Consider the following 15,969-nt stretch of genomic DNA (forward strand, 5'->3'; position numbering starts at 1 on the left):
CGCCGGCGCGTGCGCCACCACGGGTAACTGCTTCACCACCGAGCGTGTGTCGCCCGCCGATCAGCCCGCCCACCGGCCGTTGCTGAACAGCAGGACGAAGGCGACGGCGAACGGCGCGATCACCGCCAGGTAGCCCTGCAGAACCACCGGCCGGCGCAGGGTCCAGGCGGCCAGCGCGATCCACAGCGGCCACCAGGTCAGGGTCGAGCGCGGGACGGAGAAGAACCAGTACGACGTCGTGAACGCGTACAGCTGCAGGCCGATGTAGGTGGCCTCGGCCCAGCGCCGCTTGCGCAGCAGCCACAACGTGAGCGCGATCCCGATCCCGACGGCGACGATCTCCGCACCGAAGTTCCAGGCGAAGACCGTCGACTGCTTCTCGTCGTACGCCGCCTCCCACGTGTTGGCCAGCGCCTCCCACGGCCAGTGGAAGGTGCGGTACCAGCCGCGCTCCTGCGCGTGCTGCCAGGCGTTCCAGTCCCCGGTGCGGTCGTGGAGGTAGGTGAAGTACGCCGCGACCGGCAGCGCGGGCAGCGCCAGCCAGGGCGCGGAGCGCCACCGCCGCCGGCCGTCGGTCGCGGTGAGGAACTCGACGACGAGCGCCGCCGCGACGAAGACCCCGGTGATCCGGACCCCGCACGCCAGCGCCGCCAGGACACCGGCGGCCGCCCACCGGCCCTTGCGCGCGCACAGCCAGGCCGGGAACGCGAACGCGAGGAACAGCGCCTCCGTGTACGCCGCGGCGAGGAACACCGCCGACGGGGCGAGGACGAACAGCAGCACCGTCCGCTCGGCGAGGGCGGCGGGCTCCGTCCCCGGCGCGGCCTCGATCGCAGCGAGCCGGGCGAGCGCGACGATCGCGACCGCGCTGGCGACCAGCGAGATCGCGAGCCCGGCGACGACGTGGTCCAGGCCGCTGATCGTGTGAAGCGCCCGGATCGCCAGCGGGTAGCCGGGGAAGAACGCCTCCAGCGGCGCGACCTGCCCAATGCCGGGCTCGCCGTCGTAACCCCAGCGCGCGATCGTGACGTAGTGGACGGTGTCCCACTGCGTCCATCGGTCCAGGTAGTCGACCGGTGTGCGGCCCTCGCGGTTCTCGGCGAACAGCCACGCACCGGCGCTGACGAGGGTGAGGATCCCGATCCGGCTCAGCAGCCAGTAGCGCAGGGCGATGGCGTCGACGCCGCGCGGCCGCGCCCGCTCGAGCGCCGCGCGGAGATCGCTCACGCCGGAGCCCCGACCGGTGCGACCTCCGTGGGTTCCGGTCGAACCGCAGGTGCGGTCGCGGCCCATCCGGCGGCGGGATCGTCCTCGACGCCGTCGGCTCGGACCGGGTCGCAGGCGGGACGGAGGACGTCACGCACCACGACGGCGACGAGCCAGAGCAGGCAGACCAGCCGCAGCCCCACCGTCACCCCGTACGCGTCGATCGGCAGGCCCCGGTCGAAGCCGCCGAGCAGGTAGTACCAGACCGCGAAGAAGTAGATCACCTCCCCGGCCTGCCAGATCGTCAGGTCACGCCAGCGCGGCCGGGCCAGGGCGGCGAGCGGGAGCAACCAGAGCGCGTACTGCGGCGACCAGACCTTGTTGAAGATCAGGAACGCCGCGACCGTGAGGAACGCGAGCTGCATCAGCCGCGGGGGCTGCGGGGCGAGGAAGGCGAGCACCGCGATGGCGGCGAAGGCCGCGATCATCAGGGCGGTGCTGACGACGTCGAGGGAGCCGACGCCGTGGCCGTTCTGGTCGAGGACGTACCAGAACGAGCCGAAGTCGGCACCGCGGTCGGCGTTGAACTCGTAGAACGCGCGCCAACCTTCGGGGGCCGCCAGCATCACCGGCAGGTTCACCGCGAGCCAGGTGGCGGCCGTCGTCGCGACCGTCCAGATCAGCGGTCGCCAGCGCCGCGCGCGGATGCACACCAGCGCCAGCGGCAGCAGGAGTACGACCGGATAGAGCTTCGCCGCGACGCCGAGCCCGAGCAGGACACCGCACCAGCCGGGGCGTCGGCGGGCCCACGCGAGCAGGGCACCCGTCGCGAGCGCGACCGCGATCAGGTCCCAGTTGATCGTGCCGTGCAGCGCCAGCAGCGGGGACGCCGCGACCAGCGCGGCGTCCCAGGGTCGTCGGCGGCCGGCGAGCAGCATCGTGGTCGCGACCAGCGCCAGCCCGGCGAGGCCGAGCAGGACGGCGTTGACGTCGTAGTAGCGGACGGCTCGTGCGTCCGCCGTGCCGTCGGCGATCAGCGACGTGAACTCCGCGCTGACCCACATGACGAGGCCGGACAGCACCGGGTACTCCAGCGCCTGCCAGTCGCCGGTGTCGACGTAGGGAATGGCCCCCTCGGCGAACCCGCGCTCCCGGTACATGTGCGGGATGTCGGAATAGCAGGCGTGGACGAACTGCTGGCCGTCGTCACGGCTCCACGCGTTCTCACGGCAGTCCGCGCGCTCGAGAACGCCGAGCGCCAGCACCACCGTGGCCAGCGCGAGCAGGACCCGCAGCGGTGTCCACCAGCCCGTCGCGGACGCCCGCCGCCGTCCGGCCGGGCCGCCGAGAACCTCGCTGCCCGACCGGAGGACGGGGTCGTCGAGCGAGGGCGCGACCCGGTCCGGGCTAATTGCCTCCGCCCGGGTTGGTGGCGCCGCCCGGGTTGCCGTTGCCGGGACCACCACCGTTACCCGGTCCGCCGCCGTTACCCGGTCCGCCACCGCCCGCTGACGGCGAGGGCTCCGGCTCGTCCGACGGGTTCGGTGTCGCGGACCCGGTCGCGGTCGGGCTGGGCTTGGGCGTCGGCTCCGGGGTCGGCGTCGGGACCGTCGTCGGGCCCGGGTCGAACGTCGGGAAGATCGGGCCGGGGCCGCTCGGCGGCAGGCCGGTGCCGGGGTCGACGCCGTCGAAGCCGCCCGGGTCGTACGGGTCCTTGCTCGGCGTCGGCGTCGAGGTCGGGCTGGTCTTGACGATCGGGAAGTCCTTGACCGGCTGGCCCTTGAGCGCGCCCTTCATGAACGTCGTCCAGGTCTGGGCCGGGTAGGTGCCACCGAAGAACGTGGACATCCCCGCGCTGCCGTCGAGCGACTTGGTGCCGTCGCCCTTGAAGTACACGACCGAGGCCGCGACCTGCGGGGTGCACCCGGAGAACCACGCGGTCAGGTCCTCGTGGGTACCGGTCTTGCCGGCGACCGGACGGTTCAGCGCCTTGGCGCGGGTGCCGGTACCGCCCTTCACGACCCCCTCCATCGCCTCGAGCGTCCCGGAGATGACGTGCGGCTCGAAGACGGGCTCGGGCGAGATGTCCGGCTTGCGGATCGGCACCTCACCGCCGTTCGGCATCAGTACGCGCTCGACCAGGTGCGGCTCGGCCTTGATGCCGCCGCCGCAGATCGTCGCGAGCGCGCCGGCCACGTCGATCGCGGGCGTCGAGGCGATGCCGAGGGTGATGCGGGCGTTGGTCTCCAGACCCGGGGTGTTGTTCGGGATGCCCGCCCGGACCATCGCCTGGCGGACCTTCTGCGCCCCGATCTTCATCGTGGCCTGGACGAACGCGGTGTTGATCGACTGCGCGAGCGAGGTCCGCAGCGAGACCGCCGAACCGTAGTCCTGGTTGAACTCGTTGTTGACCGGCTTGGACCCCGGCAGGGACAGCGGCGAGTTGCCCCAGAAGGTGCTGTTGAGGGAGTACCCCTCCTCCAGCAGCGCGGCGGTGGTGAAGATCTTCATCGTCGAGCCGGACTGGATCGGGTACGTCGCGGTGTTCACCTGCGCGTACCGGCCCTTGCCCAGGAAGTCGGGACCGCCGTACATCGCGAGGACGCGACCGGTCCCTGGCTCGACCGCGACCAGGCCGGTGCGCAGGCCCTTGTTCTGCGTCTTCGGGAATTCCTTGGCGACCGCGTCGAGGGCGGCCTTCTCGGCCTCCTCGTCGATGGTCGTGATGATGCGGTAGCCCTTGTTCTCGATGTCGTCCGCCGACAGACCGCGGCGCTGCAGCTCCTTCTTCACCGCGGTGAGGATGTAGCCGCGCTGACCGCCGTACCGGCTCTGCGCCTTGGCCTGCTTCGGGAACTTCGGGAACTTCAGCGCGGCCCGGGCCTCGGGCGTCAGTGCCTTCGTCGTCACCATCGCGTCCGCGACGTAGCCCCAGCGGTCGCGCAGGCGACGCAGACCGTCCTCGTCGCTCGGCTCGTACGCGCTGGGCCGCTGGATGATTGCGGCGAGCGCGATCCCCTCGGAGGCCGAGAGGTTCTGGACGTCCTTGTTCCAGTACGCCTTCGCCGCGGCCTGCACGCCGTAGGCGCCGCGCCCGAGGTAGATGGTGTTCAGGTAGTCCTCGAGGATCTGGTCCTTGGACTTCTCGCGGTCGATCTTGATCGCGAGCAGCGCCTCCTTGAGCTTGCGCTGGACGGACCGCTCCGAGGACAGGTACGTGTTCTTCACGTACTGCTGGGTGATGGTCGAACCACCCTGGGTCGACCCGCCGCGCAGGTTGTTCCAGAACGCGCGGAACATGCCGCGGGGCGAGACACCGTTGTCGGAGTAGAAGCTGCGGTTCTCCGCCGCGAGCACGGCGTCCCGCAGCGACGGGGGCATCTTGTCCAGGCCCACGATCGTGCGGTTGATCTCGCCGAACCGGCCGAGCTCGACCTCGTTGCCGGCGTAGTAGACGCGCGAGGTCTGGTAGGTCGCGACCTCGTTCGGCTCGGGGATCTCGATCCGCGAGTAGGCGATGATCATCATGAAGAAGCCGATGACGCCGACGGCCAGCGAGGCCCACAGCGCGCGCTGGAGCCGGCGCTTCTTCTTGCTCTTCGGCTTGCCGGGCGGGCCGGCGGCGCCGCCCCACCACTTACGGCCGGGCCCGCGGCCCCCGCCACCGGAACCGCTGCCCGAACCCTTGCCGGAGCCTCCGCGGCCGCCGGTGCCCCGGGCGCCCGCGGAACCCCCGCCGGCCTTGCCGCTCGCCCCGGAGCTCCGCGCCTTGCCGGCGCCGGCCCCGCTGCTGCCCGCGGCGGCGCGAACGCCGGCCGGCTTCTTGTCGTCGAACTTCGGCCGGGCGAACGACTCCGTCGGTTCGTCCGCCGCGACCTTCGGGAGCGGCCCGGTCTCGTCGTTCGGTGCCGCGGTGGATCGCCGCGCCGGCCGACCGGCCGGAGCCGGCGGGTCCGGGCGGAACCAGGCGTCCTCGGCCGCGAGCGGTCCCGCCGCCGTCTTCTCGTCGTTCCGCCGGCGGAACGGATTCTTGGAAGCCACGTACCTCTACTCCTCGGCGGCTCGGCGCCGGCGGCCGCGACTTCGAGGCACACCGTCGCCGAGGACATACGACGAACTCAGATGATTCCAGGAGCAGTTGCGGCAGACCTCGACGACGTACACCCGGAACTCGCCGAATTCTCGTGCCATGGGCTCGAGCTCCGTGGTCGCCTTGATCCGTCCGGAGTATTGCCCCAGTTCGTCCCCGAACACGTAGGTGACGTGCGTCAGCGGTTCCTTCCGGCACACCGGACACAGGGCCTCGGTGGGCTCGCCGTGGAACTTCGCCGCGCGGAGCAGGTAGGGGTCGGCGTCACAGACGTCGGTGGTGTGCGTCGTCCCCGCGTGGAGCGCGTGCAGCGTCGCACGCCGCTGAAGGGCGTAGTCGACGAACAGGCGCTGGGACCACATGGCGAGCAATGTACGCCGATGACCTTGGTCCACCCGGGGTCCTGAGACCACCTCGTGACCTCGGGGACATCGGTTGTGTCCTCGACACGCGGGCGTCGCCCGGCGTTTGCCATCCGGCGGTCGGCGACGTAAGGTCCCTTCCAATTCGTTATATCGAGTCGATACATCCGCTCGATCTATCGAAATCGGACTTCGAGGGATCGAGGAGGTGGGACGGATGGCCAAGCGCACGGGTGTGCTCGAGGTCGCGGTCCTGGGCCTCCTCCACGAGTCCCCGATGCACGGGTACGAGCTGCGGAAGCGATTGAACACGCTGCTCGGCACGTTCCGCGCGATCTCGTACGGCTCGCTCTACCCCTGCCTCAAGGGGATGCTCCGGGCCGGCTGGATCGCGGAGGAGGAGCCCGCCGAGACCGAGGGCGCGCGCCCCGGCAAGCGGGCCAAGATCGTGTACAAGCTGACCGCCGACGGCAAGGAGCACTTCGCCGAGCTGATGGCGGCGAGCGGGCCGGAGGAATGGGACGACGACAACTTCGGCGTCCGCTTTGCCTTCTTCTCGCGCACGGACGCGGCCGTTCGGCTGCGCATCCTCGAGGGGCGACGAGGCCGCCTCGAGGAGCGTATGGACGGCTTCCGCAACGCCGCCGCCCGCACCGCGGAGCGCGTGGACAGTTACACCCTCGAACTCCAGCGCCACGGCCTGGAGTCCGTCGCGCGGGAAGTGCGCTGGCTCACCGAGTTGATCGACACCGAGCGCGCCAACCCCCGCCCGGCCGTCCCACCCACCCCCAGCACCACCACCGAGAATCCGAAGTAAGGGAGTACCCAGACATGGGTTCGGTCCGCGTAGCAATCGTCGGCGTCGGCAACTGCGCCTCGTCGCTGGTCCAGGGCGTCGAGTTCTACAAGAACGCCGACCCCAGCCAGCGGGTCCCTGGCCTGATGCACGTCCAGTTCGGCCCGTACCACGTGGGGGACGTGGAGTTCGTGGCCGCGTTCGACGTGGATGCCAAGAAGGTCGGCCGCGACCTCTCCGAGGCCATCACCGCCTCCGAGAACAACACCATCCAGTTCGCGGACGTGCCGCCGCTGGGTGTCACCGTCCAGCGTGGGCCGACCCACGACGGTCTCGGTGAGTACTACCTCGAGATGGTCGACGAGTCCGACGAGCAGCCGGTGGACGTCGTCCAGGCGCTCAAGGACGCGAACGTCGACGTCCTCGTCTCCTACCTGCCCGTCGGCTCCGAGATCGCCGACAAGTACTACGCGCAGTGCTGCCTCGACGCGGGCGTCGCCTTCGTCAACGCGCTGCCGGTCTTCATCGCCTCCGACCCCGTGTGGGCGCAGAAGTTTTCCGACGCCGGTGTCCCGATCGTCGGCGACGACATCAAGTCCCAGGTGGGCGCGACCATCACGCACCGCGTCATGGCCAAGCTGTTCGAGGACCGCGGCGTCGAGCTGCTGCGCACGTACCAGCTCAACTTCGGCGGCAACATGGACTTCAAGAACATGCTGGAGCGCAAGCGTCTGAAGTCGAAGAAGATCTCGAAGACCCAGTCGGTCACCTCGCAGATCCCGCACGAGATGCGCGCCGAAGAGGTCCACATCGGCCCGTCCGACCACGTGCCGTGGCTCGACGACCGCAAGTGGGCGTACGTCCGCCTTGAGGGCAAGTCCTTCGGTGACACCCCGCTGAATCTGGAGTACAAGCTCGAGGTCTGGGACTCCCCGAACTCGGCCGGCGTCATCATCGACGCGGTCCGCGCGGCGAAGATCGCCAAGGACCGCGGCATCGGCGGCCCGATCCTCTCGGCCTCCTCGTACTTCATGAAGTCGCCGCCGGAGCAGTACAGCGACGACGAGTGCCGCGAGCTGGTGGAGAAGTTCATCCGCGGCGAGGTCGAGCGCTGACCGCACACCCGTACGACGAGGCCGTCCCCGCTCGGGGGCGGCCTCGTCGCATTTGTGCACGTTCGGTTCACCGCGCCACGTAGCCTCGTCGCGTGTCCTCCGTCGCCGACCTGCGCCACGTGCTGCGGCACGGCGACTTCCGGAAGCTGTTCGCGACCCGGCTGGCCTCCCAGGCCGCCGACGGGATGTTCCAGGTCGCGCTCGCGTCGTTCGTCTTCTTCTCCCCCGAACGGGCCGGGACGGCGAGCTCGGCGGCGGCGACGTTCACGGTCCTGCTGCTGCCGTACACGCTGGTCGGACCGTTCGCCGGGGTGTTCCTCGACCGGTGGCGGCGCCGGCAGGTGCTGGTCGGGGCGTCGGCCGCCCGGGCGGTGGTCGTCACCGGCGTCGCACTGATCGCCTGGCAGGACAACACCGGGCCGGTCCTCTACGTCACCGCCCTGGTCGCGCTCTCGATCAACCGCTTCTACCTGGCGGCGCTGTCGGCCTCGATGCCCCACGTCGTGGACCGCGACGAGCTGATCATGGCGAACTCGGTCAGCGTGACCGCCGGCTCGATTGCCGCGATGCTCGGCGGCGGCGTCGGGCTGGGGGTCGGCGCGCTCGCGGGGGAGGAGCACGGCGACCCGGTCACGATGCTCGTCACCGCGGCGACCTACCTGGCCGCGTCGGGGCTCGCGACCCGGATGGGCCGGGACCTGCTCGGTCCGGACCTCGCCGACGAGCCGCCGGCGGTGCGGGAGGCGGTCCGGCACGTCGCGGCCGGTCTGGTCGACGGCACCCGCCACATCTGGCACCAGCCCCCGGCCCGCAATGCGCTCGCGGCGACCACGGCCCTGCGCTTCTGCTACGCCCTGGCGGCGCTGGCCGCGATCCTGCTCTACCGGAACCACTTCAACGACCCGGGCGGCGACGGGGACGAGGCGATGGCCGAGCTCGCGGTCGTCTTCGGCGCCGGCGCGGTTGGGTACTTCCTCGCCGCGGTGCTGACGCCGCCGGTCAGCGCGCGGATCGGCAAGCCGGCCCTGATCGTCTGGGCCCTCGTGACCGCCGGGGTGCTGGGGTTCGCGTGCGGTGTGCCGTACACGCCGGCGCTCGTGGTCGCCGGGTCGTTCGTGCTCGGTGTCACCACACAGACCGTGAAGATCTGTGTGGACACGATCGTCCAGGAGTCGATCGCCGACGCCTACCGCGGCCGGGTCTTCGCCGTCTACGACACCGTCTTCAACCTGGCCTTCCTCGCCGCGGCCGGCCTCGGCGCCCTCGCGATGCCGGACTCCGGCAAGTCCTACCCGCTCCTGGTCGGGGTCAGCATCGGCTACCTCGTCACCGCCGTGCTCTACGGCCGGAGCCTCCCCCGGCGCGAGCGCACGCGCCCCGAGCGGGAGGAAAGGAACGAAAACCCCATGACAGGTTCTTCGGTGAGCGAAGCCGCCACGGAGGATCCGGCGCGTACCTAGCCTCGATCGCGTGTCCTTCGCGTCGGACTTCCGTGCGGTGGTGCAGCACCGGGACTTCCGGAAGCTGTACGCCACACGGCTGGCCGGGCAGGCCTCGGACGGCATGTTCCAGATGGCGCTGGCGTCCTACGTCTTCTTCTCCCCGGAGCGGCAAGCCGACGCCGGCGCCGCGGCGGCCGCCCTCGCGACGCTGCTGCTCCCGTACACGGTCGTCGGCCCGTTCGCCGGGGTGTACCTCGACCGGTGGCGCCGCCGGCACGTCCTGGTCCGGGCCAACCTGGTCCGCGCCGGCCTGGTCGGCGTCGTCGCCGCGCTGGCGTGGACCGGCGTCACCGGCGCCGCCCTGTTCGCCACCGCCCTGGTCGCGATCTCGATCAACCGGTTCTTCCTGACCACGCTGGGGGCGGCACTCCCCCACGTCGTCGACCGCGACGACCTGATCATGGCGAACTCGGTCTCGGCGACGTCGGGGACGATGGCCTCCCTCGCCGGCGGCGGGCTCGGGCTCGCGCTGCACCAGAGCATGGCCGGCGGGCGCGGCACCGACGCCGCGCTGATGCTCGCCGCCGTGGCCGGCTACCTGTGCTCGGCGCTGCTGGCCCGCCGGATCGAGCGTGACCTGCTCGGCCCGGACGGCGAGGTCCCCGCGATGTCGGCCGGGCAGGCGCTGCGCACCACGGCGCTCGGGCTCGCGAGCGGGGCCCGGCACGTGTGGGCCCGGCCGATGGCGCGCAACTGTCTCGCCGTCCTTGCGGTGCAGCGGTTCTGTTACGGCACCGGCACGATCGCGACGCTGCTGCTGTACCGCAACTACTTCAACGACCCCGAGCACGGCGTCGACGCCGCCATGCGCGGTCTCGGTCTGGTCTTCGGCGCCGCCGGGGCCGGGTTCTTCGTGGCCGCCACGATCACGCCGGTGATCACGCGCCGGATCGGCAAGCCGGCCTGGATCGTTCTCGCGCTGACGGCGGCCGCGGTCTTCGGCTTCGCGCTCGTCGCGCCCTACGAGCCGCCTCCCCTGGTGCTCGGCGCGTTCCTGCTCGGGATCGCCGCCCAGTCGGTGAAGCTCTGCGTCGACACGATCGTGCAGGAGTCGGTCGAGGACGCCTTCCGCGGCCGGGTGTTCGCCCTTGCCGACATGCTGTTCAACCTCGCGTTCGTCGGCGCTGCCGCGGTCGCTTCGCTCGTGATGCCGGAGTCGGGCAAGTCCTACGCCCTGCTCACCGCCGTCAGCATCGGCTACGCCCTGACCGCCGTGCTGTTCCTCCGCACCGCGCTCAAGCAGCCGGCGACCGCGTCGGCCCCCGCGTCCGCGGCCCTCAGTCCTGGACCGGGATGACGTTCCGCTCCTCGGCGAAGTGACAGGCACTCGGATGGTTCGCCGCCCGGACGACAAGTTCCGGGACCTGTTCCGCGCAGATGTCCTGCGCCTTCCAGCACCGGGTCCGGAACCGGCAGCCCGAGGGCGGGTTCGCCGGGCTCGGCACGTCGCCCTCGAGTCGGATGATCTGCCGGTGCCCGCGAAGTCTGGGGTCGGGCACGGGAACGGCGGAGAGCAGGGCTTGCGTGTACGGATGGGTCGGGTGCTCGTAGATCTCGACGTCCGACCCGGTCTCGACGATCTTGCCGAGGTACATGACCGCAACGCGGTCGGACAGGTGCCGGACGACCGACAGGTCGTGCGCGATGAAGATGTAGGAGAGCCCGAACTCGTCCTGCAGTTTCTCGAGCAGGTTCATGACCTGGGCCTGGATCGAGACGTCGAGCGCGGACACCGGCTCGTCGCAGATGATGATCTCCGGACGCAGCGCGAGCGCCCGGGCGATCCCGATGCGCTGCCGCTGACCGCCGGAGAACTGGTGCGGGTAGCGGTTGATGTGCTCCGGGTTCAGACCGACGAGGTCGAGCAGTTCCTTGACCCGGGCCGCCCGGTCGCCCTTCGGCGCCACCTCGGGGTGGATCTCGAACGGTTCACCGATGATGTCGGCGACGGTCATCCGGGGGTTCAGCGAGGAGTAGGGGTCCTGCATGACGAGCTGGATCTGCCGGCGCAACCGACGCTGCGCTTCGCCCTTGAGCTTGAAGATGTTGTCGCCGTTGTAGATCGCCGAACCCGCGGTCGGTTTCTCCAGCCCCATCAGGAGCTTCGCGACGGTCGACTTCCCGCAGCCGGACTCGCCGACCAGGCCGAGCGTCTCCCCGCGACGGAGCTCGAAGCTCACGCCGTCGACCGCGCGCACCGCACCGATCTGCCGCTTGAACACCACTCCCCGCGCGATCGGGAAGTGCTTCACCAGGTCGTCGACCTCGAGGACGACCTCGCCGGGCGGCGTGCTCATCTGCGCTCCCTCCGCGAACCCGCTCATGCCAGCTCGATCGTGGTCAGGTCGAAGATCCCGAAGACCCCGAGCGAAGCCGACGCGATGTCGGTGGACCAGCCACCGGCGATCACCGGGTAGTACAGGGGAATGGCAGGCATCAGCGTTCGCAGCCGCCGCTCGGCCTGTCGGTACACCGCGTTCGCCTTCGCCGGGTCGGCCGTACGAGCCGCCTTCGCGAGCAGGGTGTCGAACTTGGCGTCCGAGAAGTCACCGTCGTTGACCACGGCGCCCGACGCGAACTGCGGCGTCAGGAAGTTCTCCAGTGAGGGGTAGTCAGCGAGCCAGCCGGCGCGGAACATCCCGGTCTGCTTGCGGTTCTCGACCCGGCTCCGGAACGTGGCGAAGTCGCGGACGGCGGTCGGCTTGCAGGTGACCCCAAGGGTGCTCTGAATGGACCTGCACACGGCCTTGACCCACGCCTCGTGGTCGGCGCCGGCGTGGAAGGAGATGCGCAGCGGGGCGGCGTGGCCACCGGCCTCCTTGAACAGCTTCTTCGCCTGCTTCGGGTTGTAGGCGCAGGCCGGCCCGCAACCCTTGCGGTCGGTACCGAACGCTCCCGGCGGCGACCATCCCGTGGCCGCACCCGCGCCGCGCCCCCACACCGCGCGGACCACCGCGTTCCGGTCGATCGCGAGCGACAACGCGCGGCGGAGCTTCGCGCTGCCGTAACTCCGGTCCGCCTTCGGGGACGGGAACCAGATCATCTGCAACGCCATCGACGGCGCGCGGGCGACGCGGTCCCCCAGCTGACGCTCGTAGACCTGCGGGGTCAGGAGGGAGACCTCGTCCATCAGATCCACGTCGCCGGCGAGGAGATCGGCCCACGCCTCGGAGTGGTCCGTGTACGGCCGCAGTGTCACCCGACCCACCGACGGCGGGGTCGGGCCCGTGTAACCGGGATTCGCGGAGAGGACGAATCCACCGGAGGGGCTGCCGGACTCCACCCGGTACGGACCGGCCCCGACCGGGCGCCGCTGAAACGCAGCGCCGTTGTCCGCGAAGAACGACGGCGGCAGGGGCGCGAAGGCCAGCATCCCGAGCCGCTGCGGGAACGTGGAGCCGGGACGGCTGAGCTTCACCGTGAAGGTGCGCTCGCCGGTGACCTTCAGCCCGGACAGAGTCTTCGTCCTCGGCTTCTTCCCCGCCACCTTGTGAAAACCCGCAATGGGCTGGAACAGGAACTGGTTCGCCTGCTTGTTGGGTCCGTAGGCGCCGCGGTTCCAGGCCCTCACGAAGTCGGCCGCGCGCACGGGGGTCCCGTCCGAGTACCGCGCGTTCGAGCGCAGGGTGATCGTGAACTTCTGCGCATCCTTGGTGGCGATGGACGCGGCGAGGTCGTTCAGCGCGCGCCCGGTCGCCCGGTCGTAGCGGACCAGCCGAGCGGTGACCGCGTCGAGCACCCGCATCCCACACAACTCGGCGGTGTCCGAGGGCACCAACGGTCGCGCCGCGGGACACCTCGCGACGGTGATCGCCCCGGTGGGTGCGGTTGGCGCTGCCGGCCCGGCCACCTCCGCCACCCCGGCACAGCCACTGAGGATCACCGCCGCCGCTGCACCGGCCGCCGCCGTCTCACGGCGTCGCGAGGTTGTCATTCCGCACCTCCTCCCAGTAGTGGCAGGCGCTGCCGCGGCCACCGGGGATCTCGTACAGGGGCGGGTTGTCGACCTCGCAGCGGGCCCGCTTGCGCGGGCAGCGCGGGTGGAAGGCGCAGCCGCTCGGCAGGCGGGTAAGGGTCGGCGGCAGACCCTTGATCACCGAGATGTCCTGGCCCTTCATGTCGAGCCGCGGGATCGAGGACAGCAGCCCCTCGGTGTAGGGGTGGGCCGGCGCCGCGTAGAGATCGTGGACCGTCGCCTCCTCCACGATGCGGCCCGCGTACATGACCGCGCACTTGTCTGCGACGTCGGCGACGACACCGAGGTCGTGCGTGATGAGGATCAGGCCCATGCCCATGTCGCGCTGCAACTCGGCGAGCAGGTCCATCACCTGGGCCTGCACGGTGACGTCGAGCGCGGTGGTCGGCTCGTCCGCGATCAGCAGCGCGGGATTCAGCGCGATGGACATCGCGATCATGACGCGCTGGCGCATACCGCCCGAGAACTGGTGCGGATAGTCGTTGACGCGGGACTTGGCGGACGGGATCCGCACCCGGTCCATCAGTTCGATCGCCTGAGCCTTGGCGTCCTTGCGCGACATGCCCTGGTGGACCCGGAACATCTCGCCGATCTGCCAGCCGACGGTGAAGACCGGGTTCAGCGAGGACAGCGCGTCCTGGAAGATCATCGCCATCTCGGCGCCGCGCAGTTGGCGCCGCTCCTCGGGCGGAAGTTCGAAGAGGTTCTGCCCGCGGAATCGGACCTGACCGCCCGTCACGAAACCCGGGGGAGAGTCCAGGATCCCCATGATCGCCTGGGCCGTGACGCTCTTGCCGGAACCGGACTCACCGAGCACGGCCAGCGTCTCGCCGGCGTTGACCGTGTAGGTCACGCCGTTGACGGCCTTGGCCACACCCTCGCGGGTACGGAACTCCACCTGCAGGTCCTCGACCGCCAGGAGCGGGGCGTCCGCCGACGGCAGTTCGAAGGAGACCTCGGTCGGCTGTTCAGCTGCCACTCGTGGTCCTCTCAGCGCAGCTTCGGGTCGAGGGCGTCACGCACGGCGTCGCCGAGCATGATGAACGCCAGGACCGTGATCGACAGGAACACCGCCGGGAAGAACAGCATGTGCGGACTCGACTGCATGTAGCCCGTGGCGCGGTTGATGTCGATACCCCAGGAGACGACCGGCGGACGCAGACCGACGCCGAGGTAGGACAACGTGGCCTCGGCGCCGATGAACGCACCGAGCGCGACGGTCGCGTAGACGATGGCCGGCTGGACCGCGTTCGGCAGCACGTGCGTCCGCAGGATGCGTGGCGAGGAGGCTCCCAGCGCCCGCGCCGCGGCGACGTAGTCCGCCTGTTTGATCTGCAGGACGCTCGACCTCATCAGGCGGCCCATCGCCGGCCAGACGAGGACGGTCAACGCCAGGACGACCTTCATCACCGGTATCCAGAACGCGGTGTCGGATCCCGTGGGCAGCGAGATCAGCACGATGATCGCGCCGAGGATGAACGGAATGCCGTAGAAGACATCGGCGGTCCGGGAAATGATGGTGTCCACGAAGCCGCCGAAGTACCCGGCGATCATGCCGAGCGTGACCCCGACGATGAACACCATCGCCGCGGCGAGCACACCGACGACCACCGAGGCCCGCGCGCCGTAGATGGTGCGCGCGTACACGTCACAGCCCAGCAGGTCGCGCCCGAACCAGGCGTCACCTGACGGTCCTTCACGGGCGTACAGAGGCGCGCAGTCGCGGGGGCCGCGAGAGGTGAACAGGCCCGGGAAGGCGGCCATCACGATCAGGATCGCGATCAGAATGACCGCGACGATGACCATCGGGCGCTTGCGCAGGTCGTCCCAGGCGTCGCGGCCGAGGGAACGCGCGGACTCCTCGTGAACCTCACCCCCGACGTGTGACGAGCTGAGGTCGGCCGAGACTGCGGACGGGTCACTCATAACGAATCCTCGGGTCGAGGACGGCGTACAGGAGGTCGATGATCAGGCTGACCAGGAGGAAGATCAGGATCAGGAAGGTCGAGACGCCGACGACCAGCGCCCCTTCCCGCAGCGAGATGCCGCGGAACACGAGGCCACCGATGCCGGGGATGTTGAAGATGCCCTCGGTCACGATCGCCCCGCCGAGCAGGCCACCGAACTCCGTGCCGAGGAAGGTGATGATCGGGATCATCGAGTTCCGCATGGTGTGGATGCCGACGACGCGGCGCTCCGGCATGCCTTTCGCTCTCGCGGTGCGGACGTAGTCCGCGCGGAGGTTCTCCGCGACGCTGGTCCTGGTTATTCGGGTGGCATACGCGAGCGACAGGGAACCCACCGCCATGCCCGGCATGATCAGCTGCCCCCAGGACCCGGTCGTCGCGGTCACCGGGAACAGGCCCAGCTTGATCCCCAGGAAGTACTGCATGGTCGTGCCGATGACGAAGATCGGCAGCGAGATCACCAACAGGGTGCCCGCGAGCGAGAACCGGTCGAAGAGCCCGTTGCGGCGCACCCCGGCCAGGACACCGGCGCCGACACCCACGATCGCGACGAAGATGATCGCGATCGTGCCCAGCCGGAGGGTCACCGGATAGGTCCGCTTGATCTCCTCCAGCACGTCGTCGCCGGCGGCCGTCGTCCCGAAGTCGCCCTGCGCGAGCCCCTTCAGGTAGTGGCCGTACTGGACGGGCAGCGGGTCGTTGAGGTGCAGGCGCTCGGTCTCGGCCCGGACGTACTCCGCCGAGCAGGGTCGCTCGCCGCACTTGCCCGCCAGCGGGTCGCCCGGCAGGGCGTAGACCATCGCGAAGACGAGGAAGGTCGCACCGAGTAGGACGAACGCCATCTGGAGAAGGCGCCTGAGGACGTAACGACCCATCAGCAGCTCCAGGGGACGGTCTGAGCACCGGGCGGGCGGCCCGGCGCGATCAGGCTACGCGGATCCGGTCGGTCCGGCGC

13 protein-coding genes are annotated in these 15,969 nt (G+C 70.3%); 4 read left to right on the forward strand and 9 right to left on the reverse strand.

Features of this window, described 5'->3' with window-relative positions:
- Nucleotides 1–60: 60 nt before the first annotated feature.
- Genes SPOPO_RS28495 through SPOPO_RS0108635 form a run of 4 tightly spaced genes read right to left on the reverse strand, consistent with a single transcriptional unit; the run spans nucleotide 61 to nucleotide 5,658 of the window.
- On the reverse strand, nucleotides 61–1,227 hold the full coding sequence (locus SPOPO_RS28495) for a mannosyltransferase family protein (protein ID WP_211210871.1): 1,167 nt from the start codon (nucleotides 1,225–1,227) through the stop codon (nucleotides 61–63).
- Nucleotides 1,224–2,672 (reverse strand): glycosyltransferase family 87 protein, encoded by a 1,449-nt coding sequence (locus SPOPO_RS35090; RefSeq protein ID WP_019874383.1) that lies wholly within the window; start codon nucleotides 2,670–2,672, stop codon nucleotides 1,224–1,226. The genes SPOPO_RS28495 and SPOPO_RS35090 overlap by 4 nt, the downstream gene beginning before the upstream one ends.
- Entirely contained in the window at nucleotides 2,614–5,247 is a 2,634-nt protein-coding gene (locus SPOPO_RS28505; RefSeq protein ID WP_019874384.1) for a transglycosylase domain-containing protein, read from the reverse strand. The genes SPOPO_RS35090 and SPOPO_RS28505 overlap by 59 nt, the downstream gene beginning before the upstream one ends.
- 6 nt (nucleotides 5,248–5,253) lie before the next feature.
- Nucleotides 5,254–5,658 carry a DUF5318 family protein gene (locus SPOPO_RS0108635; RefSeq protein ID WP_028984622.1) on the reverse strand — a complete coding sequence of 135 codons (405 nt, stop codon included), beginning with the start codon at nucleotides 5,656–5,658 and terminating at the stop codon, nucleotides 5,254–5,256.
- A 217-nt stretch (nucleotides 5,659–5,875) separates the two neighbouring features.
- On the opposite strand from SPOPO_RS0108635, the gene SPOPO_RS0108640 reads away from it, so the two are divergent.
- The 4 genes from SPOPO_RS0108640 to SPOPO_RS28515 all read left to right on the forward strand — a co-directional run bounded on the left by SPOPO_RS0108640 (nucleotide 5,876) and on the right by SPOPO_RS28515 (nucleotide 10,368).
- Entirely contained in the window at nucleotides 5,876–6,475 is a 600-nt protein-coding gene (locus tag SPOPO_RS0108640) for a PadR family transcriptional regulator (RefSeq protein WP_019874386.1), read from the forward strand.
- Between the two features lie 14 nt (nucleotides 6,476–6,489).
- Nucleotides 6,490–7,569: an inositol-3-phosphate synthase gene (locus SPOPO_RS0108645; protein ID WP_019874387.1), complete on the forward strand. Its 1,080-nt coding sequence runs from the start codon at nucleotides 6,490–6,492 to the stop codon at nucleotides 7,567–7,569.
- Nucleotides 7,570–7,661: 92 nt separating this feature from the next.
- Entirely contained in the window at nucleotides 7,662–9,029 is a 1,368-nt protein-coding gene (locus SPOPO_RS28510; protein ID WP_019874388.1) for an MFS transporter, read from the forward strand.
- A 10-nt stretch (nucleotides 9,030–9,039) separates the two neighbouring features.
- Nucleotides 9,040–10,368 (forward strand): MFS transporter, encoded by a 1,329-nt coding sequence (locus SPOPO_RS28515; RefSeq protein WP_019874389.1) that lies wholly within the window; start codon nucleotides 9,040–9,042, stop codon nucleotides 10,366–10,368.
- Here the strand turns inward: SPOPO_RS28515 and SPOPO_RS0108660 are convergent.
- Genes SPOPO_RS0108660 through SPOPO_RS0108680 form a run of 5 tightly spaced genes read right to left on the reverse strand, consistent with a single transcriptional unit; the run spans nucleotide 10,349 to nucleotide 15,889 of the window.
- The gene (locus tag SPOPO_RS0108660; RefSeq protein ID WP_028984623.1) at nucleotides 10,349–11,368 is read right to left on the reverse strand and encodes an ABC transporter ATP-binding protein; all 1,020 of its coding nucleotides are present in this window, start codon (nucleotides 11,366–11,368) and stop codon (nucleotides 10,349–10,351) included. The genes SPOPO_RS28515 and SPOPO_RS0108660 overlap by 20 nt on opposite strands.
- A 23-nt stretch (nucleotides 11,369–11,391) precedes the next feature.
- Nucleotides 11,392–13,005, reverse strand: a complete 1,614-nt coding sequence (locus SPOPO_RS28520; RefSeq protein WP_084670940.1) for a peptide ABC transporter substrate-binding protein — start codon at nucleotides 13,003–13,005, stop codon at nucleotides 11,392–11,394.
- Complete coding sequence (locus SPOPO_RS0108670) at nucleotides 12,983–14,026, reverse strand: ABC transporter ATP-binding protein (protein WP_019874392.1); 1,044 nt, start codon at nucleotides 14,024–14,026, stop codon at nucleotides 12,983–12,985. The genes SPOPO_RS28520 and SPOPO_RS0108670 overlap by 23 nt, the downstream gene beginning before the upstream one ends.
- An 11-nt stretch (nucleotides 14,027–14,037) precedes the next feature.
- A complete protein-coding gene (locus tag SPOPO_RS0108675; RefSeq protein WP_019874393.1) occupies nucleotides 14,038–14,973 on the reverse strand; it encodes an ABC transporter permease in 936 nt (311 codons plus the stop codon).
- Nucleotides 14,966–15,889: an ABC transporter permease gene (locus tag SPOPO_RS0108680; RefSeq protein ID WP_028984625.1), complete on the reverse strand. Its 924-nt coding sequence runs from the start codon at nucleotides 15,887–15,889 to the stop codon at nucleotides 14,966–14,968. Before SPOPO_RS0108680 ends, SPOPO_RS0108675 begins: the two co-directional genes overlap by 8 nt.
- Between the last annotated feature and the right edge of the window lie 80 nt (nucleotides 15,890–15,969).

It is taken from the genome of Sporichthya polymorpha DSM 43042 (genome assembly GCF_000384115.1).
GTDB classification, from domain to species: Bacteria; Actinomycetota; Actinomycetes; order Sporichthyales; family Sporichthyaceae; genus Sporichthya; species Sporichthya polymorpha.